General features: G+C 64.3%; 21 protein-coding genes. 9 read left to right on the forward strand and 12 right to left on the reverse strand.

What is annotated here, in order from left to right:
- From ISS20_RS13910 to ISS20_RS13925, 4 genes are all read right to left on the reverse strand, one after another.
- Positions 1 to 697, reverse strand: a 697-nt coding sequence (locus ISS20_RS13910) for a hypothetical protein (RefSeq protein WP_291437518.1), incomplete at its 3' end; no start/stop codon positions are given.
- On the reverse strand, positions 694 to 1,233 hold the full coding sequence (locus tag ISS20_RS13915) for a sigma-70 family RNA polymerase sigma factor (RefSeq protein WP_291437552.1): 540 nt from the start codon (positions 1,231 to 1,233) through the stop codon (positions 694 to 696). The genes ISS20_RS13915 and ISS20_RS13910, both read right to left, overlap by 4 nt.
- Positions 1,234 to 1,336: 103 nt before the next feature.
- On the reverse strand, positions 1,337 to 2,251 hold the full coding sequence (locus tag ISS20_RS13920; protein WP_291437520.1) for a hypothetical protein: 915 nt from the start codon (positions 2,249 to 2,251) through the stop codon (positions 1,337 to 1,339).
- A 142-nt stretch (positions 2,252 to 2,393) separates the two neighbouring features.
- Entirely contained in the window at positions 2,394 to 4,055 is a 1,662-nt protein-coding gene (locus tag ISS20_RS13925) for a methyl-accepting chemotaxis protein (RefSeq protein WP_291437522.1), read from the reverse strand.
- Positions 4,056 to 4,329: 274 nt separating this feature from the next.
- On the opposite strand from ISS20_RS13925, the gene ISS20_RS13930 reads away from it, so the two are divergent.
- From ISS20_RS13930 to ISS20_RS13955, 6 genes are all read left to right on the forward strand, one after another.
- A complete protein-coding gene (locus ISS20_RS13930; protein WP_291437524.1) occupies positions 4,330 to 4,914 on the forward strand; it encodes an alpha/beta hydrolase in 585 nt (194 codons plus the stop codon).
- A gap of 231 nt (positions 4,915 to 5,145) precedes the next feature.
- Complete coding sequence (locus ISS20_RS13935) at positions 5,146 to 6,150, forward strand: sulfate ABC transporter substrate-binding protein (RefSeq protein WP_291437525.1); 1,005 nt, start codon at positions 5,146 to 5,148, stop codon at positions 6,148 to 6,150.
- 37 nt (positions 6,151 to 6,187) lie between these two features.
- Positions 6,188 to 7,057, forward strand: a complete 870-nt coding sequence (cysT, locus tag ISS20_RS13940; protein WP_291437527.1) for a sulfate ABC transporter permease subunit CysT — start codon at positions 6,188 to 6,190, stop codon at positions 7,055 to 7,057.
- The gene (cysW, locus tag ISS20_RS13945) at positions 7,054 to 7,956 is read left to right on the forward strand and encodes a sulfate ABC transporter permease subunit CysW (protein WP_291437530.1); all 903 of its coding nucleotides are present in this window, start codon (positions 7,054 to 7,056) and stop codon (positions 7,954 to 7,956) included. Before cysT ends, cysW begins: the two co-directional genes overlap by 4 nt.
- Positions 7,957 to 7,968: 12 nt before the next feature.
- On the forward strand, positions 7,969 to 9,096 hold the full coding sequence (locus ISS20_RS13950; RefSeq protein ID WP_291437532.1) for a sulfate ABC transporter ATP-binding protein: 1,128 nt from the start codon (positions 7,969 to 7,971) through the stop codon (positions 9,094 to 9,096).
- Between the two features lie 150 nt (positions 9,097 to 9,246).
- On the forward strand, positions 9,247 to 9,783 hold the full coding sequence (locus ISS20_RS13955; RefSeq protein WP_291437534.1) for a disulfide bond formation protein B: 537 nt from the start codon (positions 9,247 to 9,249) through the stop codon (positions 9,781 to 9,783).
- Positions 9,784 to 9,917: 134 nt separating this feature from the next.
- On the opposite strand, the gene ISS20_RS13960 is transcribed toward ISS20_RS13955, so the two are convergent.
- The 3 genes from ISS20_RS13960 to ISS20_RS13970 form a co-directional block, all read right to left on the reverse strand.
- Positions 9,918 to 10,136, reverse strand: coding sequence for a hypothetical protein (locus ISS20_RS13960; protein WP_291437536.1), 219 nt, complete (start codon positions 10,134 to 10,136; stop codon positions 9,918 to 9,920).
- Between the two features lie 187 nt (positions 10,137 to 10,323).
- On the reverse strand, positions 10,324 to 10,995 hold the full coding sequence (locus ISS20_RS13965; protein ID WP_291437537.1) for a glutathione S-transferase: 672 nt from the start codon (positions 10,993 to 10,995) through the stop codon (positions 10,324 to 10,326).
- Positions 10,992 to 11,993: a rhodanese-related sulfurtransferase gene (locus ISS20_RS13970; RefSeq protein WP_291437539.1), complete on the reverse strand. Its 1,002-nt coding sequence runs from the start codon at positions 11,991 to 11,993 to the stop codon at positions 10,992 to 10,994. The genes ISS20_RS13965 and ISS20_RS13970 overlap by 4 nt, the downstream gene beginning before the upstream one ends.
- A gap of 91 nt (positions 11,994 to 12,084) precedes the next feature.
- Here ISS20_RS13970 and ISS20_RS13975 point away from each other — a divergent pair, with 91 nt between their 5' ends.
- Complete coding sequence (locus tag ISS20_RS13975; RefSeq protein WP_291437541.1) at positions 12,085 to 13,713, forward strand: HD family phosphohydrolase; 1,629 nt, start codon at positions 12,085 to 12,087, stop codon at positions 13,711 to 13,713.
- Positions 13,714 to 13,801: 88 nt separating this feature from the next.
- Here ISS20_RS13975 and ISS20_RS13980 read toward each other — a convergent pair whose 3' ends face one another.
- On the reverse strand, positions 13,802 to 14,698 hold the full coding sequence (locus ISS20_RS13980; RefSeq protein WP_291437543.1) for a LysR family transcriptional regulator: 897 nt from the start codon (positions 14,696 to 14,698) through the stop codon (positions 13,802 to 13,804).
- 107 nt (positions 14,699 to 14,805) lie between these two features.
- Between ISS20_RS13980 and bla the strand changes: the two genes are divergently transcribed.
- Entirely contained in the window at positions 14,806 to 15,726 is a 921-nt protein-coding gene (gene bla / locus ISS20_RS13985) for a class A beta-lactamase (protein ID WP_291437545.1), read from the forward strand.
- Here the strand turns inward: bla and argA are convergent.
- The 4 genes from argA to ISS20_RS14005 all read right to left on the reverse strand — a co-directional run bounded on the left by argA (position 15,723) and on the right by ISS20_RS14005 (position 20,040).
- Complete coding sequence (gene argA, locus ISS20_RS13990) at positions 15,723 to 17,069, reverse strand: amino-acid N-acetyltransferase (protein ID WP_015014347.1); 1,347 nt, start codon at positions 17,067 to 17,069, stop codon at positions 15,723 to 15,725. The two genes, bla and argA, sit on opposite strands and share 4 nt — an antisense overlap.
- Positions 17,070 to 17,155: 86 nt before the next feature.
- Entirely contained in the window at positions 17,156 to 17,653 is a 498-nt protein-coding gene (locus ISS20_RS13995; protein ID WP_291437546.1) for a hypothetical protein, read from the reverse strand.
- Between the two features lie 28 nt (positions 17,654 to 17,681).
- The gene (locus tag ISS20_RS14000) at positions 17,682 to 19,793 is read right to left on the reverse strand and encodes an AAA family ATPase (protein ID WP_291437548.1); all 2,112 of its coding nucleotides are present in this window, start codon (positions 19,791 to 19,793) and stop codon (positions 17,682 to 17,684) included.
- A gap of 1 nt (position 19,794) precedes the next feature.
- Entirely contained in the window at positions 19,795 to 20,040 is a 246-nt protein-coding gene (locus tag ISS20_RS14005; protein WP_060985330.1) for a hypothetical protein, read from the reverse strand.
- A gap of 500 nt (positions 20,041 to 20,540) precedes the next feature.
- Here ISS20_RS14005 and ISS20_RS14010 point away from each other — a divergent pair.
- Positions 20,541 to 21,218: DEAD/DEAH box helicase (locus ISS20_RS14010; RefSeq protein WP_291437554.1), on the forward strand; the 678-nt coding region annotated here is incomplete at its 3' end.

The raw sequence follows: 21,218 nt of genomic DNA on the forward strand, positions 1-21,218 counted from the left end.
GTTGGCCCGTGCGGGCGGCCTCCCAGATGGTGACGGGCAAGGCCGCGCCCAGATTTTTTGACATGGCAGGGGCTGCAGCAGCCGCTTGGTGGTCGCGCGCTGCAGAGTCCGCCAGCGGGGCGCGGGTGGCTGGTGCAGCTGCTGCGGTGGGGGCAGCCGGAGCGGTTTCTTGAAGGGCTGGTGCAGTGGAGACTGATGCGCGCTCGCGCCTTTCGGCACCGGATTCCGCGCGGGGGGCTACCGTGGCGGGCTTGGGGGGCATGGCGTCGGCCGACGGGCCGGTGCTGTTCCGCGTACTTTTCTGCGCGCTTTCCGGTGCAGGCGGAGTGACCGATGGGGGTTCTGCCGGTGGCTGGAGCGTTGGTGTGGCCGCAGGGGCCGGGGGCGTAGGAGCCTGCGCAGGCGACTCGGTCCGGCGGTGGCTGAAAGCGGTGTCCCGCTCTTCGGGCGTGCCGCGCTCAAACTGCAGCATCAGCAAGCCAGTCAGCCCCACCACGGCCAAGGTGGCCAGGGCCGAAACCTTCCAGTGGGTCTGGTTGGCGGCAGGGGCTGCTGCCGGGGTGGCTGATGCCGCAGCCGCTGCCACCATCTGTGCGTGCGCACGCACGGCATCGCGCACATGCGCGCCGGGGCGGGCGCCTTCCTGTTCGCTGGCCTCTTGGTAGCGCCGGACCAGTTCGTCATCCTGCCGGGTCATACAAACTCCTTGAGGTGCTGGCGCAGGCTGGTCCGCGCGTAGCGCAGGCGGCTTTTGGCGGTTTCAAAGTTCACGCCGGTGGCCTCGGCAATCTCTTGCACGCTCAGGTCTCCCTCGGCTTGCAACAAAAAGGCCTCGCGCTGCTCTGGCGGCAACTGCTCCACGGCGGCGATGAGCGCGGCGGCCTGCTCGCGCGACTGCAGCTGGCGCACGGGCCCGAAGCCCGAGTCCGCCACCAGCGTATCTGCCAGGCTGCGCGCATCGTCGTCGCTGGCATCCAGGCTGGCATGGTGCTTGGCGGTACGCAGGTGGTCCACCAGCCGGTGGTGTGCCAAGGTGAACAGCCAGGTGCGGAACCTGGCCTTGACCTCGTAGCGGGCAGCGTTGCGCGCCACCGCAAACCACACGTCCTGCAGCAGGTCGTCGGCCACGGCCTGCACCTTCACGCTGCGAAACACAAACCGCCACACTGCCAGCTCGTGCCGGGCGTAGAGCTGGTCGAACGCACCCAGGTCGCCGCTGGCGTAACGCAGCATCAGCGTCTCGTCGGCATCGTCGTGGGGCGGGGCGGATGGCACCCGCGGATTATGCGAGGCCCGCGTGCACCAGCGGCAGCGTACTGGTAGATGCTCTCAAGGCCTACCTCGGGTCGGGAACGTACGACAGGTTGTCGGACTGTGGAAACGCGCGGGGCACAGGGGGCCGCGCGATGGGCTCGCGGATCACGCCCGCAGCCATCAGGTTTTCGCGGCTGTCATAGCGGATGCTGATGATTTCGTTAGGGCGGAGTTGCAGCCGGGTGAAAGTGGTGTGCGACACAACGGATGTCTCGCGCTGGCCGTGCGCCGTTCCCAGCTTGGCCGACGGGATAGGCGCCGCCTTGGCCGCACTGTCGGCAGACATCGAGCGCGCCGAGGACTCGGCCTCTGACGCTGGCGACGGCGCGGCGGCGGCCGGTGCGGGTGCCGACTGTGCCGAGGGTAGCGCAGGCGCCGGCTCTTCGCGCAAGCGCCCCCGGCTGTTGGCCATCCCGTTGCTGCCATCACGGCGCTGGCGGTATGGCTCGGGGACGACGGCGGGCGAGGGCACCGGTGGCTGTTCGCGGAACAGCGCCACGCCAATCACGCCCACGTGAGCGGGGCGGCCCGTGCGGGCGGCATACGAGTTGGTAATGTGCGAGAACTCGAACGCAGCGACTTCGCTATTGCTCTTGCGCCAGCCGGTGATCTGGTAACGCTCATAGGGCGAGAACACATACCCGCCCTGGTCCCACGCAGCGGTTTCGCCGCTGAGCACGTTGACCCCGTCCACCGAAGGAACGGCCAGTACCCGCTCGCCCAGCCGGTTGCGCACATTGATGGCATACCGAGCGCCCGGGCGGCCGGCCACCCAGTATTCGCCTTGGGCGTAGTGCACTGGCAGCGTGGCGCCAGTGTCGCGGTCCACGATGGTGACATCGGCCAGGCGGCCAATGCCATGGGCAGGTAGATGGCTCATACCCAGCAGCGCGGCCAGTGTCGCGAGGGCGGGGAAGGTGAGAGAACGGTGTTTCATGGCAGCTCCATCAAAAAAGTGGTGGTGCTGGGTGAAACGAATGGCGCGGGCGAATGGGGTTGAGAGGAGCCGAAAAAATCCTGAATTTTTTCAGCGCCTCATCACACCGCAACTCTGCGGAACCGTCGTCCGCACTGCAGCTTCAGCGCGCGAGGCGGCGCACGCTGGAGGCTGGCAGGGCATTGCCCTGGGGGGATGCCATTGCGCGCGGGGCGGGGTTGCCCATGCCCGCTGTGGCACTGCCACTGACCTGGAACACGGCCACCAGCTCCGCCAGGCGCTGGGCCTGCTGGCGCAGGTTTTCTGCGGCAGCGGTGCTTTCGCCCACCAGCGCGCCGTTTTGCTGTGTCATCTGGTCCAGCTGGGTCACGGCCACGTTGACCTGCGAGATGCCGTCGCTCTGCTCGGCAGCGGCGGTGCTGATCTCTCCAATGATGCCGTTCACGCGCTGAACGCCTTGCACGATCTCGTTCATGGTGTCGCCGGCATTGGCTACCAGCTGGGTGCCCGAGTCCACCTTTTCGACGCTGGACTGGATCAGCGCCTTGATCTCCTTGGCGGCCTCGGCGCTGCGTTGCGCCAGGCTGCGCACCTCGGTGGCCACCACCGCAAAGCCGCGCCCTTGTTCGCCTGCGCGAGCGGCTTCCACGGCAGCGTTCAGCGCCAGGATGTTGGTCTGGAACGCAATGCCATCGATCACGCCGATGATGTCGGCGATCTTCTGGCTGCTGTGGTGGATGTCCTGCATGGTACTCACCACCTGCTGCATCACTTCGCCGCCCTTGGTGGCGGTGCTGGCGGCGGTGGTGGCTAGGGCGTTGGCCTGGCGGGCCGAGTCGGCGCTTTGGCGCACGGTGGCAGTCAGCTCTTCCATGCTGGCCGCGGTTTGCTCCAGGCTGCTGGCGGCTTGCTCGGTGCGGTGTCCCAGGTTCTGGTTGCCGCTGCTGATGTCGTCGCTGGTGGTGCGCAGTTGCGCAATGTTGTCGCGCACGGCCGACACCAGCTCATGAAAGCGCTGCTGCATGTCGCGCACAGCCACCATCACGCTGCCGGTGTCGCCCGCCTTGACCTGCACATGTGCCGTCAGGTTGCCTTGCTGGATGGCCTGCACCACGGCGCGCACTTCGTTGGGCTCGGCCCCCAGTTCGCGGCCAATGCTGCGTGACACCAGCACCGTCACCGCCACGCTGATCAGAACGGCCAGCAGGGTGATGGAGAGCATCACGCCGGTAAATTGGCTGGCGTCCTGGTTGGCCGCCTGGCTGTTCTTGATGATGCGGCCTTCTTCGTAGTCAATGAGTTTGTTGGCAGCGGCCAGCCATTGCTCGTACTGGGGTTTGGCCTCCGCCCAGAGCAGGGCTTCGGCGCCCGCGCGGTCACCGGCCTGCGTCAGTGCGACCACCTTGCCGGTGGTGGCCACCGTGCGTGCCTCTATGTCCTTGAGGGCCTGCACCATGGGGCCCACTTCGGGTGGGACCTCCTTGGCGGTTTTCAGCACGTTGTCGAGTTGTGTGGCGGACTTGGCATAAAAGTCGGCCAGTCGTGCGATGGACTCAATTTCTTTCTTGCGCGCATCGTCATTCGGCGCCAGCACCACGTCGCGCACTGCGATGGAGCGGTCATGCGCCGAGCCTCGGAAGTTGATGGCAACGCGCTGGATGACTGCGTTTTGCGTGGCGTTGGCGGTCAACGCGCCATCGATGCCCCGTGCAATGAGCACGCTGTAGACCGACATTCCTAACAAAGCCACGATGACCAGGCCGAAGCCCGCCATCAGGCGCTGGCTGATTTTCCATGTGTGCATTGAAAGTGCCTCTTGAAGATGTCTTGGGACAAAGTTGCCAATACAAACCACAAGCATTGGCGGCCCCATAAGCGGGAGTGCCACGGCAAAGTGTTTGCATTTGGTTACATTGTACGCTCTGGTAAATAAATAAACCGTTTGGTTTAAGTTATTCACTCGATAGTCGGTGTTTTCCGAGGCTGTTCTAAGTGCTCAGTGTTAGATGATTTGGCGATTAAGTAAGAAAAATTAAGTTGTTTTGGTTTTAAAGCATGGACTGCAGAATGCCTGCTCTGTGACCACCACCACTTCCATCATCATCGTCCCCGGCTGGCGTGACTCGGGCCCCGGCCACTGGCAGAGCCTGTGGGCTGAGCGCCTGCCGCATGCCCGTCGCGTGGTGCAGGACGACTGGATCACGCCCACCCGTTCGGCCTGGGTGAGCCAGCTGGAAAAGACAGTGTTGGCTGCGCCCCAGCCCGTGGTGATCGTGGCGCACAGCCTTGGTTGTATTGCCACTACGCACATGGGCCCGGAGGCTGCGGCCAAGGTGTGTGGTGCGTTGCTGGTGGCACCGGCCGACCCCGAGCGCCGCGCCATCCTGAGCGACTTTGCCCCTGTGCCCTACGCCCTGCTGCCTTACCGCAGCATCGTGGTGGCCAGCAGCAACGACCCTTTTTGCCCCATTCGCCTGGCGGGTGCCTATGCGCGGGCCTGGGGCAGCGAGTTTGTGCGCATGCAGAACGCAGGGCATATCAACATCGACTCGGGCCACGGTGAATGGCCTTTGGGTTGGGCGTTGCTGCAGTCTCTGGAGGGCGACCACGGCACCGTCCAGCCAGCGACTGGTTACTCGCACGTTTCTCCGGCCGCCGCCTGATTGCTATCTAATTGATAGCTATCGGTGCATGTCTGACTAGCGCTTGAAGCCCTTAGGGCTCTAAATGCTGGGCCCGGGCAGCTGGTGCGGGGTTCGAAGTCATGGCATCAGCACGCCCTGCGAGGAGTTCATATGCCAATTTTCGATTAATTAACAAGAATATATTCTTTTGAGTTTTAAGGGGTGGTCCGCACAATGCGGAATCTCCAGCAATTTTTGGGCGACCACACCATGACTTCTCTGAAACTCAAGACCCTCCTGGCCTCTCTGGCCCTGGCCGCGAGCGGCATGGCTGCCGCTCAAAATTCGCTGCTCAACGTGTCGTATGACGTGGCCCGCGAGTTCTACAAGGACTACAACGCCGCCTTCGCCGCGCACTACAAGAAGACCACCGGCCAGGACGTGAAGATCGACCAGTCGCACGCTGGCTCCAGCGCTCAGGCACGGGCCGTAAATGACGGCCTGGCGGCTGATGTGGTCACGATGAACACAACGACCGACGTGCAGTTTCTGGCTGACAACGGCGTAGTCGCCAAGGACTGGGCCAAGAAGTTTCCGCACGACGCATCGCCCACCACCTCGACCATGCTGTTCCTGGTGCGCAACGGCAACCCCAAGAACATCAAGGACTGGGAAGACCTCATCAAGCCCGGCGTGCAGGTGATCGTGGTCAACCCCAAGACGGGCGGCAACGGTCGTTATGCCTATCTGGCCGCCTGGGGCGCCGTACGTGAAAAGGGTGGCACGGAGGCGCAGGCCGCAGAATTCGTGGGCAAGCTCTACAAAAACGTGCCCATTCTGGCCAAGGGTGGCCGCGATGCCACCGCCACCTTCCTGCAGCGCAACCAGGGCGATGTGCTGATCACCTTCGAATCCGAGGTGGTCTCCATCGACCGCGAGTTCGGCGCGGGCAAGGTCGATGCCATCTACCCCTCGGTGAGTGTGGTGGCCGAGAACCCCGTGGCTGTGGTCGAGCGCACAGTGGCCAAGAAGGGTACGGCGCAGCTGGCCAAGGCTTACCTCGACTATCTGTATTCGGATGAAGCCCAGGAGATCGCTGCCAAGCACGCCATTCGCCCCCGTTCGGAGGCCGTGCTCAAGAAGTACGCCGACACCTTCAAACCGCTCAAGCAGTTCACGGTGGCCAAGTACTTCGGCTCGCTGACCGAAGCGCAGAAGGTGCACTTCAACGACGGCGGTCAGTTTGACAAGCTGTACACGCCCGGCGCCAAGTAAGTAAGTCCAGCGCTTTTCCCGACTCACCACTGCATCTATGACCACTGCGAACGCTGTGGCCGCAGCCCCGGCCGGACGGCGCGCGCCCAAGCGCGTGCTGCCTGGCTTTGGGCTGTCACTGGGCTACACCCTTTTCTACTTGAGCATCATCGTGCTGATCCCGCTGTCGGCACTGATCTTCAAGACCTTCACACTCACCTGGGAGCAGTTCTGGGCCGCCATCAGCGCGCCGCGTGTGATGGCTTCGTACCGGCTGACCTTCGGCGCATCGTTTCTCGCGGCGCTGGTCAACCTGGTGTTTGGCCTGCTGATCGCCTGGGTGCTGGTGCGCTACAAGTTCCCGGGCAAGAAGATCGTCGATGCGCTGGTGGACCTGCCTTTTGCGCTGCCCACCGCTGTGGCCGGCATCTCGCTGACCGCACTGCTGGCAGGCAATGGCTGGGTGGGCAGCATTCTGGAGCCCATGGGTATCCAGCTCGCGTTCAAGCCCGCAGGCATCGTGATTGCACTGATCTTCATCGGCCTGCCGTTTGTGGTGCGCACCGTGCAGCCTGTGCTGGAAGACGCCGAGAAAGAGCTGGAAGAAGCCGCCACCTGCCTTGGTGCCACGCGCCTTCAAACCTTTACCAAGGTGATCCTTCCCTCCATCACCCCCGCATTGCTCACCGGTTTTGCCATGGCGTTTGCGCGGGCGGTGGGCGAGTACGGCTCGGTCATTTTCATCGCAGGCAACATGCCCATGGTTTCTGAAATCACGCCTTTGATCATCATTGGCAAGCTGGAGCAGTACGACTATGCAGGTGCTACCGCAGTGGCCGTCGTCATGCTGGTGATCTCATTCATCTTGCTGTTGGTCATCAACGCGCTGCAAGCCTGGCAGCGTCGCCACGCGGGGGCCCCAGCATGAGCGGCAACAACTCCCGAACCATTCGCCGCGCCCAAGCGGGCACGACCGAAGCGCCCTGGGTGCGCTGGACACTTATCGGCATTGCCCTGGCCTTCATGCTGCTGTTCCTGGTGCTGCCGCTGGCCGCCGTGTTTGCCGAAGCGCTGCGCAAGGGCTTTAGCGCTTACCTGGAGGGCCTGCGTGAGCCCGATGCCTGGTCGGCCATCAAGCTCACGCTGATCACCGCGCTGATTGCCGTGCCGCTGAACCTGGTGTTTGGCGTGGCCGCCGCTTGGTGCATTGCCAAGTACGAGTTCAAGGGCAAGGCATTTTTGACCACGCTGGTGGACTTGCCGTTCTCGGTGTCGCCCGTGGTGGCGGGTCTGATCTATGTGCTGATGTTTGGCGCGCAAGGCTGGTTTGGACCGTGGCTGCAGGCGCACGACATCAAGATCATCTTCGCCGTGCCCGGCATTGTGCTGGCCACTGTGTTCGTCACCTTCCCGTTCATCGCCCGCGAGCTGATCCCGCTGATGCAGGCCCAGGGCAACGACGAGGAGCAGGCCGCCATCGTGCTGGGTGCTACCGGCTGGCAGACCTTCTGGTACGTGACCCTGCCCAACATCAAGTGGGGCCTGCTGTACGGCGTGATCCTGTGCAATGCGCGGGCCATGGGCGAGTTTGGCGCGGTGTCGGTGGTGTCGGGCCACATCCGTGGGCAGACCAACACCATCCCGCTGCATGTCGAAATTCTCTACAACGAATACCAGTCGGTGGCTGCGTTTGCCGCAGCCTCGCTGCTGGCTTTGCTGGCCCTGGTCACGCTGGTCATCAAGACGATTGCCGAACACCGCAACGAACAAGCCCTGAAGGCCGCCGCCGAATTGCCGCCCGAGCGCCCCGCGCCCGCTGGCGTGTAAAGGAAACAGAACATGAGCATCGAAATCCGTAACGTCAGCAAGCAGTTTGGAGCCTTCCAGGCCCTGCGCGATGTGAGCCTGGACATTGCCTCGGGCGAACTCATTGCGCTGCTCGGCCCCTCGGGCTGTGGCAAGACCACGCTGCTGCGCATCATCGCGGGCCTGGAGACGGCCGACGTGGGCACCATCCACTTTAGCGGCGAAGACACCACCGACGTGCATGTGCGCGAACGCAACGTGGGCTTCGTTTTCCAGCACTATGCATTGTTCCGCCACATGACGGTGTTCGAGAACGTGGCCTTCGGCCTGCGCGTGAAGCCCCGCAGCGAGCGCCCGAGCGAAGCGCAGATCAAGCAAAAGGTGATGGACCTGCTCAAGCTGGTGCAGCTCGACTGGCTGGCCGAGCGGTACCCTTCTCAACTGTCGGGCGGCCAACGTCAGCGCATTGCGCTGGCCCGTGCCCTTGCGGTGGAGCCCAAGGTGCTGTTGCTCGACGAGCCCTTCGGCGCGCTGGACGCCAAGGTGCGCAAGGAACTGCGCCGCTGGCTGCGCCGCCTGCACGACGAATTGCATGTCACCTCGATCTTCGTGACCCACGACCAGGAAGAAGCCCTGGAAGTGGCGGACCGTGTGGTGGTGATCAACCAGGGCCGCATCGAACAGAGTGGCTCGCCCCAGCAGGTATGGGACCAGCCCGCCAGCCCGTTTGTGTATGGCTTCCTGGGCGATGTGAACCTGTTCCATGGGCGTGCTCACGAGGGCCTGGTGCACCTGGATGGCATGCAGATCGACTCGCCCGAGCACCAGGCTGCGCAGAACGCCAAGGCCTTTGCCTATGTGCGTCCGCACGACTTGGACGTGGAGCGTTACTCCCCGGGCGCGGGCCTGGACGCCGAAGGCCGCCCCCGTGGCATCGTGGCCCAACTGAGCCGCGCCATTGTGGTGGGGCCGATTGCGCGGCTGGAACTTATTCCCTCGGGTGATCACAAACCAGCGGACAATGATGCGTCCCCAGACCCCCTGATCGAAGCGCAGATCCCTGCGCAGCAGTTCAAGGAAATGGGTTTCAAGGAGGGCGAAACGCTGGTGGTGACACCGCGCCGCGCCCGCGTTTTTCTGGATCACGCCGCTGGAATTTGACTTCCCTCTGAGCCGCTTCGCATCTTCCCCCTGTGGGTGGACGACGGCCCTTGCTGCGGGACGGCCCTCGCTGGCCGTCCGCGCGTTTGGGTTGTGACGGTTTCAGGGGCAATGCCCTGGGCGGCTACTGTTGGATGAGGGATAAGGATGATGGTGTTGAACTGGATTGATCAGGCCCCGCGCCGCGTGCTGGCCCTGATCAGCGTGGCTTGCGTGGCGATGCTGGCTTTTGGCATGTACCTGCAGCATGTGGTGGGCCTGGAGCCTTGCCCCATGTGTATCGTGCAGCGCTACGCGCTGATTGGTGTTGCTGTATTCACGGCCCTGGCGAGTGCGCGAGGCCATCGGGGCTGGTGGATGACCTGGGCGGTGCTGGCCGTGATCACTGCCGGGTTTGGCGCCTTTGTGGCGGCTCGTCAGAGCTGGCTGCAGTGGTACCCGCCGGAGATCGCTACCTGCGGTCGCGACTTCTACGGCATGATCGAAAACTACCCCATCAGCCGCGCCATCCCCATGATCTTCCGGGGCTCGGGCGATTGCACTGCGATCGACTGGACCTTCCTGGGTGGCTCGATTGCCAACTGGTCGTTCATCTGCTTCGTGGGGTTTGGCTTGGTGCTGCTGGCTGTGCTGGTGCGGGCATTGAAGGGGGGCAACAAGCGAGGCTCTGGTTATTCGATGGCATGATGCCTGTGAGGCATGGACTTGCATGAAAAAGGCGCTCCAGGGAGCGCCTTTTTCGCTATGGGAAGGGCTGCCAGCGCCGGTGTTCCTGCTCCGAGCGCAGTCCCACCTGGTTGCATGAAAGCGCACAAGGTTGGCTATCCAAGCACCACGTCCCCTGCGTCCAGCGATGGCGGACGCAGAAGGTCCTCGTTGATGCCCATGGTCTGGCTGGCGCGTTCTACGGCCTGCCACAGTGGCGCAGGCATTTGCAATATCTCTTCAGGCGAGGAGGAGCGTGCGATCCATGCACTGATTTGCAGGTGCTGCTCGTGGGTGAGCAGGTCCAGGTTCAACATTTCATCGATGATTTTCATGCAGGGGCTACAGGGTCGATGGGTTGGCTTGGGGATGGCTCAGCGCGGTAAAGCCCTGAGGAGGCTGTGCTGTGCATGAAGCGAAGAGGGGTTGCTCCATGGCAACCTCTAGCGTCACGGAGCGTGGTGTGTTGTAGAGGAGATGGGCCCCAAAGCACCAATCTCAAGCGGGTCTCAGACGGCAGCGTCAGTCTGGCATTGCGGTGCCATGCGGGAACGATACACCTTGCGTACCGTCAACCCATGCGGGCAGTTTGGGCATCACCTGGCCAAACAGCGGACTGGCCTGCCATTGCGCCAGCCAGGCTCGCAAGTGAGGCCACGGCTGTGTGGTCCACCAATCGGCATCAATGCCTGCAAACTGCCGCACAAAAGGAGCAATCGCCATGTCGGCAAGGGCCGCGTGTGTGCCGAACAGGTTAGGCTGATCTGGTGAGAGACGCGCCTCCAGCGCAACCAACCAGGCCACGGCTTGGGCGCGTTCCGCGTCCATGTCAGCGTCCGGGTATCTGCTGGGGTACTTGCACCGGTCCAGCGTCTGCTTGAACGGGCCATCGCATTCCGCAATCAGCGCGAGCATGTCTTCCAGGCTGCCATGGCTGGGGGTGAGCCAGCCTTCCGGGTCGTGTTGTCGCAGCGCCCACAGCATGATGTCCAGGCTCTGCTCCAGCACCTGGCTGCTGGGCAACACCAGCACGGGCACCGTGCCCTTGGGCGATGCCTGCAGCAACCCCTGGGGCTTGCTTTTGAGCACCACCTCGCGCAGTTCGCAAACCTGGCCGCTCACGGCCAGGGCCAGGCGGGCGCGCATGGCATAGGGGCAGCGGCGGAACGAGTACAGGACGGGCAGGGCGGTCATGTTGTGCCATCCACGCCGTCGTCCTCCGCGTGTCTGGCCACAGTGCGTGCCGGGCGGCCAGGTTGCTGCGCGCCGATGTGTTCTTGCCCCCGCTGCCGTGCCAGCTGCATCTGCCGCTCGCGCTCGGCCAGGGCGCGTTCCTGCTCGGGTGTGCGGGTGCCGTGGCAATACGGGCAGCTCACACCGGGCACGTAGTGCGGTGATTGCAACTCGGCTTCGCCCAGCGGCATGCGGCAGGAGCGGCACAGCTGGTGATGGCCCGGCGCGAGGCCATGGCCCACGGACACGCGCTCGTCGAACACGAAGCAGTCGCCATGCCAGCGGCTGGAGTTCTCGGGCACGGTTTCCAGGTACTTGAGGATGCCGCCTTCCAGGTGGTACACCTCGTCAAAGCCTTGAGACTTGAGGAAGGCGGTGGATTTTTCGCAGCGGATACCGCCGGTGCAGAACATGGCCACACGCGGTTTGTCGGCCAGCACGCCGCCGGGCTGCGATTGCTCGGCCACCCAGGCAGGAAACTCCGCAAAACTCTTGGTGTGCGGATTGATCGCACGCTCGAAGGTGCCGATGCCCACCTCATAGTCGTTGCGCGTGTCCACCACGACCACGCCGGGGTCGTCGATGAGAGTGTTCCAGTCCTCGGGCTTGACATAGGTGCCCGCATTGCGGGCGGGGTTCAGGCCCGGCACGCCCAGGGTGACGATCTCGCGCTTGAGGCGCACGCGCATGCGATAGAACGGCATGCGCTCGGCCAGCGCCTCCTTGTGCTGCAGGGCCGCGAAACGCGCATCGCTGCGCAGCCAGGCCAGCACGGTGTGGACGCCCTGCGGTTCGCCCGCGATGGTGCCGTTGATGCCCTCGGGCGCCAGCAGCAGCATGCCGCGCACGCCGTTCGTATCGCACAGGGACTGCAGGGGCTCGCGCAGCGCGGCAAAGTCCGGCAGGTCCACAAACTGGTAGAGCGCGGCGGTGAGAAAGCGGGGTGTGACCGAGTCCACGGAATGGGCGTTTTTGAAACAGGAAGGGTGATGATAGCCGTCACCTTTCGTTACGATGCGGGGTTACCAACGCTGCTTGCAAGGTGGTCGCATGAGCAAGGAATCCACTCTCAATCTGTTCCGTCGGCTGGAGCAGCTCAACGGCATCGGCGCCGCGCTCTCGCGCGAGCGGGACATCGACCGGCTGCTGGAGAACATCCTTGAGGCCGCCAAGACCATCACCGGTGCCGACGGGGGCACGCTCTACAGCGTGACGGAGGACCGATCAGCACTCAAGTTCGAGATATTGCGCACGGATTCGCTGGGCATCAGCCTGGGGGGAACTACGGGCAAGCCCATCGACCTGCCTGTGCTGCCGCTGCGCAATGCTGACGGGGCGCCCAATGATTCGCTGGTGGCGGCTCACTCTGCCATCCATGACCGTACGGTGAACATTGCTGACGCGTACAGCGCAGCGGGGTTTGATTTTTCTGGCACGCGCGCGTTTGACGTGCGCACGGGCTACCGGTCGCAGTCGTTCCTGACGGTGCCGATGAAGAACCACGACCTCGAACTCATCGGCGTGTTGCAGCTGATCAACGCGCGCGACCCCGAGACGGGGGATGTGATCACCTTCTCGCAAGCCGACCAGAGCCTGGCCGAGTCGCTGGCCTCGCAGGCGGCCATTGCGCTGACCAACCGGTTGCTCATCACGCAGCTGGAGCGCCTGTTCGAGTCTTTCGTGAACCTGATCAATCTGGCCATCGATGAAAAGTCGCCCTACACCGGCGGCCACTGCCAGCGCGTGCCCGCCCTCACGATGATGCTGGCCGAGGCCGTGGATGCCACCCGCGAGGGGCCGTTGGCAGCGTTCAAGATGAGCGACCGTGACCGCTACGAGCTCAAGATGGCGGGCCTGCTGCACGACTGTGGCAAGATCACCACGCCTGTGCACGTGGTGGACAAGGCCACCAAGCTGCAGACCATCTACGACCGTATCGGCCTGGTGGATACGCGGTTTGAGGTGCTCAAGCGCGATGCCGAACTGGCCGCGCTGCGCCGCCAGCTGGCGCTGCGTCCGGTGGTGGACGCGCGGGCTGAAGGCCAGGAGCTGCAGGCACTGCAGCACGAGATCCATGCGCTCGAGGAAGACCGCGAGTTTCTGCGCCGCAGCAACACCGGCACCGAGGCCATGCGCCCCGAAGACCAGCAGCGTGTGCGCGATATTGCCGCCATGCGCCACTGGCGCAACCCGCAGGGTGTGCAGACGAGCTTTTTGACGGCCGAGGAAGTGGAGAACCTCACCATCCGCTCCGGCACGCTGAATCAGGCCGAGCGCGACACCATCAATTACCACATCGTCGCCACTATCAAGATGCTGGAGACGCTGCCCTGGCCGCGCCACCTCCAAAACGTGCCCGAATACGCTGGCGGCCACCACGAGCGCATGGATGGCAAGGGCTATCCGCGTGGCCTCACGCGCCAGCAGATGTCGCTGCAGGCCCGCATGATGGGCATTGCCGACATCTTTGAGGCGCTGACGGCCGCAGACAGGCCCTACAAGAGTGGCATGACCCTGTCGCAGGCGCTGGCCATCATGTGCAGGATGCGGGACAACGGGCACATCGACCCCGACCTGTTCGAGGTGTTTGTGCGCGAAGGGGTGTACCTGCGCTATGGCCAGCAGTTTCTGGATGCGGGGCAGGTGGACGGGGTGGAGGTGCCGGCGATGGGGTTTTGACACCGCCGCACCCCATTGCATCACGATGTGCGAATGCTATGCTATTGATAGCTTCTGACGCATGATTCACTAGCGCTTCCGATCAAAATCATCCAATTTCTTCAGCCTCTGCACTCGCACCTGCCGTGACGCTGGCCTGCGACATCAGCCAGTCCCGGAACGCAGTCATGGCCCCTGTGGTGGTGCGCGATTGCAACCGGGTCAGCCAGTAGGCGCCCCGGTGCAGCTCTTGTGCAAAGGGCTGCACCAGACGGCCTTGCTGTAGTTCGCGCATGAACATCTTGACCGGCAACAAGGCCATGCCTGCACCTTGCGCTGCGGCTTCGGCCAGCGTCAGGGATGAGTCGAACACCGCGCCGCGCACCACGGGGCAGGGCGCTCCTGCGGCCTCGAACCAGGCCGTCCATTCGTCGGTGCGATAGCTGCGCAGCAAAGGCTGGCGCACCAGGTCGGCCGCTGTGCGCACGCCGTGGGCCAAGGCGGGCGAGCACATCACGGACATGGGTGCATCCATGATGCGGTCGGCCTGCGTGCCGTGCCAGGCGCCGTCGCCAAAGCGAATGGCGTAGTCCAGCCCTTCGCCCGCCATGTCCACCCGGTTGTTGTGCGTGAGCAGACGCAGGTCCACAAAGGGGCAGGCCTGCTGAAAGTCGCGCAGCCGGGGCAGCAGCCAGCCCACCGCAAACGTGCCCACGGCGCCCACGGTCAGCACCTCGCGCGGCCGGGTGTCGCCCAGCTTCTCCAGTGCGCGCTGCAGGTTGCCAAACGATTCCACAACCACCGGCAGCAGGGCCTGGCCTTCGTCTGTCAGCGCCAGGCCGCGTGGCAGGCGCCTGAACAGCGGTTTGCCCAGCCTGTCCTCCAGCTTGCGGATGTGCTGGCTCACGGCGGTCTGGGTCACGTGCAGCTCCTGTGCTGCGCGCGTGAGGTTCGAGTGGCGTGCAGCTGCCTCAAAGGCGCGCAGGGCGTTGAGCGGCAGGTGCATGGCAGGCAAAAGTTTTTCTTGGGTTTGATCGCAATTATGGTCGATGGTGCTTTCAGCAAAGCCCCCTTATTGTTCAGACCTTCACTGAACTTTCTTCGAATTTTTCCATGCAAAGACGACAGTTTTCCTTGGGGTTTATCGCCGCTGCAGCAGCCCTGCCGCTGTGGGGGTGCGCAGGCACAAGCCGGGTGTCGGACCGCCAACACGCTGCTGCCCGTCAGTGGAACGAGGCGCTGGCCGGTATCGAGCGGGACGCCCAGGGCCGCCTGGGGGTAGCCATGCTCGATACCGGTTCGGGCCTGGCGTTGGGCTGGCGACAGGATGAGCGTTTTGCGATGGCCAGTACCTTCAAGCTGGTGTTGGCAGGCTGGATGCTGGCACTGGTGGACCACGGCAAGGAGCACCTCGACAACCGGGTGCGCTATGCCAGCAATGACGTGGTGGCCTACTCGCCCGTCAGCGGCCCGCGCGCGGGCGATGGCGGTGGGCTGACGGTGGGTGAGCTGTGCGCGGCCACCGTCAGCCTGAGCGACAACACCGCCGCCAATGTGCTGCTGGCCCGCCATGGCGGGCCGGCCGGGTTCACCGCGTTCGTGCGTTCGCTGGGTGACGAGGTCACGCGGTTGGACCGCACCGAGCCCACGCTGAATGAGGCTGCCGTGGGCGACCCGCGCGACACCACCACGCCGCTGGCCATGCTGCAGACCATGCACAAACTGGTGCTGGGCAATGCGCTCAGCCCCACCTCCCGCGCCTGGCTGCAGCGCTGGCTGGTGGAGACGAGCACGGGCGATAAGCGCCTGCGCGCCGGTGTGCCGGGCTGGAAGGTGGGCGACAAGACGGGCACGGCGGGTGACAGCGGCACGGCCAACGACATTGGCGTGTTGTGGCCGCAGGACGGCGGCGCGCCGGTGCTGGTGACCTGTTACCTCACGCGCTCCACGGGGTCAGGCGAGCAGCGGGACGCGGCGATTGCGCAGGTGGCGCGGGCCGTGGCGGCGGCGCGTGAGACGTTCACCCGTTCTTAGAGCTTCTTGACCAGCACCTGGCTCTTGCGGTCCCAGTTGTACTTGCGCTTGCGTGCGTCGGGCAGCCAGTCCGGGTCCACGGGCGAGAAGCCGCGCTTGATGAACCAGTGCATGGTGCGGGTGGTCAGCACGAAGATGCTGTCCAGCCCCAGCAGGCGCGCGCGCTGCTCGATGCGCTTGAGCAGCTTTTCGCCGTCGCCCGTGCCCTGGCTTTGGGGCGATACCGTCACCGCGGCCATCTCGGCGGTCTTGGCCTCGGGGTAGGGGTAGAGCGCCGCGCAGCCAAAGATCACGCCGTCGTGCTCAATGATGGTGTAGGTGGCGATGTCGCGCTCGATCTCGGTGCGGTCGCGTTTGACCAGCGTGCCGTCCTTCTCGAAGGGCTCGATCAGCTGCAGGATGCCGCCCACATCGTCAATCGTGGCCTCGCGCAGCTCTTCGAGCTTTTCGTCGATGACCATGGTGCCGATGCCGTCGTGCACATAGACCTCCAGCAGCAGCGAGCCATCCACCGCAAACGGCAGGATGTGGCTGCGCTCCACGCCGGCCTTGCATGCTTTCACGCAGTGCTGCAGGTAAAAGCCCGTGTCAGTCGGTTGCTGGGCGGGTGGCAGCTGCGCCAGCAGCGCCTGCGCGGCGGCCAGCGGCAGCTCGGTGTCGATGGGGTTGTCGTCGCTCTCGGGCTCGGTGGGCGACATGCGGATGCCCTGCACCTCGGTGAGAAAGATCAGCTTGTCGGCCCGCAGCTCGATGGCCACGCTGGTGGCCACTTCTTCCATGCTCAGGTTGAAGGCCTCGCCCGTGGGCGAGAAGCCAAACGGCGACAGCAGCACCAGTGCGCCCATGTCCAGCGTGCGCTGAATGCCGGCCACGTCCACCTTGCGCACCAGGCCCGAGTGCTGAAAATCCACCCCATCCACAATGCCCACGGGGCGCGCCGTGAGGAAGTTGCCCGAGATCACGCGCACCGTGGCGCCCGCCATCGGCGTGTTGGGCAGGCCCTGGCTGAACGCGGCCTCGATCTCATAACGCAGCTGCCCGGCGGCCTCCTGCGCGCAATCGAGCGCCACAGAGTCAGTGATGCGGATGCCATGCGAATACTTGGCCGCATGCCCCTTGGCTGCCAGCTGCTCGTTCACCTGCGGGCGAAAACCGTGCACCAGCACGATCTTCACGCCCATGGCCTGGATCAGTGCCAGGTCTTGCGCAATGCTGTGCAGCTTGCCGGCTGCAATCGCCTCACCCGTCAGCCCGATCACAAACGTCTGGTTGCGGAACTTGTGGATGTAGGGCGCCACCGAGCGGAACCAGGGGACGAAGGTGAAATTGAAGACGGCGGACATGGAGGAGGGTGTGTGGGGCAGTGGTGGTAATGCGCGAGGAGCGAATGATAAGTGTCCTTAGCGACCGGGTGCAGGGATTTGCACGCTCAGCCAGGGTGACCGACGAACAGCGCCGCGATGCGGCTGCGCCAGCGTTCGGCATCTTCCCGCCGGTCAAACCCGCCCAGGTGCATGGGGCGCTCGCCATGCACTGTCAGGCGCAGCACATGGTAGGGGCCGTCTTCAGAGGTGCGTTCCACCACCTCTGGTGGTGCAAAGCGATCAAACGCAATGTGCACAGTGCGGCCCACCAGCGGCCAGCGCGAGGTGCGCCGCACCTGGCGCCTGGCCGGGTCGAAATGTAGCGTCAGCACCCGCCCCAGAGCAATCGCCAAAAACAGCGCGCCCATGGCGCAGGCCGCCATCACACACGCGGCGGCCAACAGCAGGTGCAGCCACGGGGTCCGGGCCGTGGCGTGCATCACAAAGGGAACAGGAATCAGGAACATGCCCAGCGCAATGGCGCCCACAAAGAGGCGCATCGGCACCGAGATGTGCTCGGCGTAGTGCAGCCCGTCACCGAACTCGGAAAACCCGCTGGCCATGTTGATCCTTGGTCCTTCGTGCTGGGTGTTACGCCAGCTGGGGCGCTGCGGATACTGCCCAGCGCGCGCGAAACGCGCTGAGTTTGGCACCAAAGGGCTCCAGCACGAGGCCTTCTTCGGGCAGGGTGCCTGCGGCATCCGAGGGGGGCGCCAGCGCAATGCCGCAGCCCTGGAGCAGCGCGACCATCTCCGCAGGGGCGGTGGTGCCGTGTTCCAGCAAGGCGTCCACCGTGCGCCCCAGTGCCTCGTGGTGCGTGGTCAGCAGCGCCTGGGCGCGCTGGTATTGCTGCTGGATCAGCGCCTCGATGGCCTCGTTGCTCGGGCCGATGTCGGTGTTGACATGGTTGTCCATCTCCACGGTGACATCGGTGCGGGCCATCCGCGCGCCAAAGCCATGGTGGCGGATGTAGCGCGCTGCCTCGGCCGTCACCTGCTTGAAGTCCTGCTCGGCCCCGGTGGTGCAGGCCATTTCGCCAAACACCAGCTCCTCTGCCACGCGGCCTGCCAGGCCTACGCACATCATGTCGAGCGCGTTCTGGCGCGTAGTGGCCTTGAGGCTGGAGAAGCTGTTGTAGCCGCCCTCGAACGAGGCAATGTTGATCTTCACCTCTTGCGGAGCGTGGCCGAACAACACGCAGTACGCCAGGCCGTGGCCTGCCTCGTGCACCGCCAGCAGGGCCCGAAAGTCTGCATTGGCACGTTGCTTGAGCCGGTTCAGCTCCAGCGTCACCGCAAACGCGGCCTGCACTGCGCCCTCCGGCCCCTGGCCCGACACCAGCAGGTGGCGCTTGTCGGGCGCCAGGTGAATGGCGAACTCCTGGTCCATTGAGAGCTGCTCCTGCACCACCCACAACGCCGCGTTGACCAGGTTGGCGCTCAGGATCGCATGCACCGACGAGAACAGTGGCCGCGTGCCCTGCGCAGGAAACACCGCGTTGGCATACAACTCGCTCAGCACATCCTGCCCGATGGCAAACCTCACGCCGCATTGCGCGGCGATGTCGTCCACATAGCGTGTGCACAGGTTATGGATGAGGCGCTCATACGTCGCCTTGCTGAACGACGGGTAGACCACATGTTCATTGCCCAGCCGCGCGATCTGCTCGGGCTTGAAGCGATCGCCCAGCGCCTTTTTCACATCGATGAGCGACAGCTTGCGCGTCAGGCGGTGAAAGATGTCCGCATCGGTGTCGCAGTCTTCCACACGCTGTGCGGTCTCGTGGTACATCTCGTCGAGATTGCCGCACACAAACACAAGCAGCTTGCTGTAGTCGGTCTCCCACGCATGGCTGGACTGCTGAAAGCTGGCAAATAGCGCCTGCACCTTGGCGGGCGGCCACTGCATGATGGCGGACAGCGGCTCTTGCAGCTTCAGCATGCGCTTGAGTTCTTGCGCATCCCAGGCGTCCAGCTGAAAGCGGTAGGGCTTCTTGCCTGCGCGGTCGTCGTCGCCATCTTCGGCGCGCTCAGCCTCGTAGTGCGCATCGGCCAGCTTGCGCTCGATGTTAGACAGTGCGCTGAGTGCCGGTGGCAGGCGCCCGTCGGAAAGCAGCGTCCACACGTCCTGGTAGCGCTCCACCTTCACGTCGGCGCCCTTGGTATCCACCGTGCGAAAGCGCTGGAACTCGTCCAGCACCAGGATGCCCGGCATGCCCTCGTGAATGCCCGAGTCGCCCAGCATGCCTGAGATGGACGAGCTGCGGTAGCTCGCACCGTGGCTGAAGCCGTCCATCTGCACTTCCACAAACCGGTCGTAAAAGCCCAGCAGCTGGGCCAGCCGCCGCGTGAGCTGCGTCTTGCCTGTACCTGTCAGGCCCCACAGGCAGACGATGACCGGCCGGGTGATGAGCTGCGGCAGCACGTACCAGGCGCGGATGGCATTGATCACGCGGTCGATCACGTCGTCGATGCCGAACAGCTCGGCTTTCAGTTGCAACGCCGCGTGGGCCAAAGCCTGCTGGCGCTGGGCCAGCTCTGCGCTGCTGGCAACTGGCGTGATGGGCGCGGTGGCCTGGGCACGCACAGGGTGCGCTGACTGCATCGGGGATGGATGCGCTGCCAGCGTTGGCGCACCGGCCAGCGCAGGATGCGGGGTGGGATGCCGCTGGTGTGGCGGCAGTGGGTTGTTGAAGGGATTCATGTCAATCGTTCAAAAAGGGGCTCTGGATTGCCTTGCGCAGGGCGACGTTGTCCGCACGGCGCTGGGCCCCACGGGTTCGGATGTGCTTGCCTGCCGCGCTGGACAGGCTGCGTTGGGCCAGCGCTGCGGCCACAGGGTTTCGGGGCGGGCCCGAGGCTTCGAGCTTCAGCACCAGGGGCTGCTTCATGCGACGCAGCTTCTTGATTTCACCCTGGGCGAAGGCCCGAGACAGTTTTTTGGCACTCATGGTGTGCACGTACTCCACAAACAAAAAACCCCGGCGATGGAGCCAGGGCTTGCGGAGCACGTGAAAGAGTGCGCGGGTGCATTTGCCATGGCTGAACTGTGTGTGCACAGTCCAGCCGGGGCGGTGGACTGTGGTCAGACGGGTGCGGCGTAAAGGGCAGACATGTCGGGGACCTCCAGGGGTTCGTTCGGGCCGTGCGCCGAGGGTGGCGCTGAACAGGGGCTTGCGAAGAATGGGCGCGATTTTGGCGGCGCTGGCGGGCTTTGGCAACGAAAAGCGCTGAAAACGCAGCGAAATGTCGTACCAAAAGCACAGATGCAGCGCAGGGGGCAGGGTGCTGCTATCGATAATGCGGGCCTATGTCTTCTTCTGATCCGCGTTTGCCTGCGTCGTCCCGCGTTCCTGCTCCAGCACCCGTATCTGCACCCGTCGCGCCGCCAGCGCCGCTGCGCATCACGTTCCCCGAGTCGTTGCCGGTGTCGGGCAAGCGCGACGAGATCATGGAGGCCATCACCAAGCACCAGGTGATCATCGTGTGCGGTGAAACGGGGTCGGGCAAGACCACGCAGCTGCCCAAGATTGCGCTAGCGCTGGGCCGTGGCAAGTGCAATGCCAAGCCGGGACAGAAAGGGCAGCTGATTGGCCATACCCAGCCACGCCGCATTGCGGCCAGCAGCGTGGCCAAGCGCATTGCCGAAGAGCTGAACACGCCGCTGGGCGATGTGGTGGGCTTCAAGGTGCGGTTCCAGGACCGGCTCTCCCGCGATGCCTCCGTCAAGCTCATGACTGACGGCATCTTGCTGGCCGAGACGCAGACCGACCCGCTGCTGAAAAACTACGACACCATCATCATCGACGAGGCGCACGAGCGCAGCCTCAACATCGACTTTCTGCTGGGCTACATCCGCCAGATCCTGCCGCGCCGGCCGGACCTGAAGGTCATCGTCACGTCGGCCACGATTGATGCGGACCGGTTTGCCAAACACTTTGAAAGCGCCAAGGGCCCGGCTCCGGTCATCATGGTGTCTGGCCGTACCTTTCCGGTGGAGCAGCGCTACCGCCCGTTTGAAGAAAGCCGCGACTATGGTCTGAACGAGGCCATTGCCGATGGTGTGGACGAGCTGTGGCAGGGTAATGCGGCGGGCGATATCCTGGTCTTCTTGCCCGGCGAGCGCGAG

The sequence above is a fragment of the Acidovorax sp. genome (assembly GCF_016783915.1).
GTDB lineage: Bacteria > Pseudomonadota > Gammaproteobacteria > Burkholderiales > Burkholderiaceae_C > Acidovorax.

What these genes read in the sequence shown, in the direction of transcription:
- ISS20_RS13915 (WP_291437552.1), bottom strand. Translation starts at nt 1,233, where the DNA reads ATGCTGCGTTACGCCAGCGGCGACCTGGGTGCGTTCGACCAGCTCTAC.
- ISS20_RS13920 (WP_291437520.1), bottom strand. Translation starts at nt 2,251, where the DNA reads ATGAAACACCGTTCTCTCACCTTCCCCGCCCTCGCGACACTGGCCGCG.
- ISS20_RS13925 (WP_291437522.1), bottom strand. Translation starts at nt 4,055, where the DNA reads ATGCACACATGGAAAATCAGCCAGCGCCTGATGGCGGGCTTCGGCCTG.
- ISS20_RS13935 (WP_291437525.1), top strand. Translation starts at nt 5,146, where the DNA reads ATGACTTCTCTGAAACTCAAGACCCTCCTGGCCTCTCTGGCCCTGGCC.
- cysT (WP_291437527.1), top strand. Translation starts at nt 6,188, where the DNA reads ATGACCACTGCGAACGCTGTGGCCGCAGCCCCGGCCGGACGGCGCGCG.
- cysW (WP_291437530.1), top strand. Translation starts at nt 7,054, where the DNA reads ATGAGCGGCAACAACTCCCGAACCATTCGCCGCGCCCAAGCGGGCACG.
- ISS20_RS13950 (WP_291437532.1), top strand. Translation starts at nt 7,969, where the DNA reads ATGAGCATCGAAATCCGTAACGTCAGCAAGCAGTTTGGAGCCTTCCAG.
- ISS20_RS13955 (WP_291437534.1), top strand. Translation starts at nt 9,247, where the DNA reads ATGGTGTTGAACTGGATTGATCAGGCCCCGCGCCGCGTGCTGGCCCTG.
- ISS20_RS13960 (WP_291437536.1), bottom strand. Translation starts at nt 10,136, where the DNA reads ATGAAAATCATCGATGAAATGTTGAACCTGGACCTGCTCACCCACGAG.
- ISS20_RS13965 (WP_291437537.1), bottom strand. Translation starts at nt 10,995, where the DNA reads ATGACCGCCCTGCCCGTCCTGTACTCGTTCCGCCGCTGCCCCTATGCC.
- ISS20_RS13975 (WP_291437541.1), top strand. Translation starts at nt 12,085, where the DNA reads ATGAGCAAGGAATCCACTCTCAATCTGTTCCGTCGGCTGGAGCAGCTC.
- ISS20_RS13980 (WP_291437543.1), bottom strand. Translation starts at nt 14,698, where the DNA reads ATGCACCTGCCGCTCAACGCCCTGCGCGCCTTTGAGGCAGCTGCACGC.
- bla (WP_291437545.1), top strand. Translation starts at nt 14,806, where the DNA reads ATGCAAAGACGACAGTTTTCCTTGGGGTTTATCGCCGCTGCAGCAGCC.
- argA (WP_015014347.1), bottom strand. Translation starts at nt 17,069, where the DNA reads ATGTCCGCCGTCTTCAATTTCACCTTCGTCCCCTGGTTCCGCTCGGTG.
- ISS20_RS13995 (WP_291437546.1), bottom strand. Translation starts at nt 17,653, where the DNA reads ATGGCCAGCGGGTTTTCCGAGTTCGGTGACGGGCTGCACTACGCCGAG.
- ISS20_RS14000 (WP_291437548.1), bottom strand. Translation starts at nt 19,793, where the DNA reads ATGAATCCCTTCAACAACCCACTGCCGCCACACCAGCGGCATCCCACC.
- ISS20_RS14005 (WP_060985330.1), bottom strand. Translation starts at nt 20,040, where the DNA reads ATGAGTGCCAAAAAACTGTCTCGGGCCTTCGCCCAGGGTGAAATCAAG.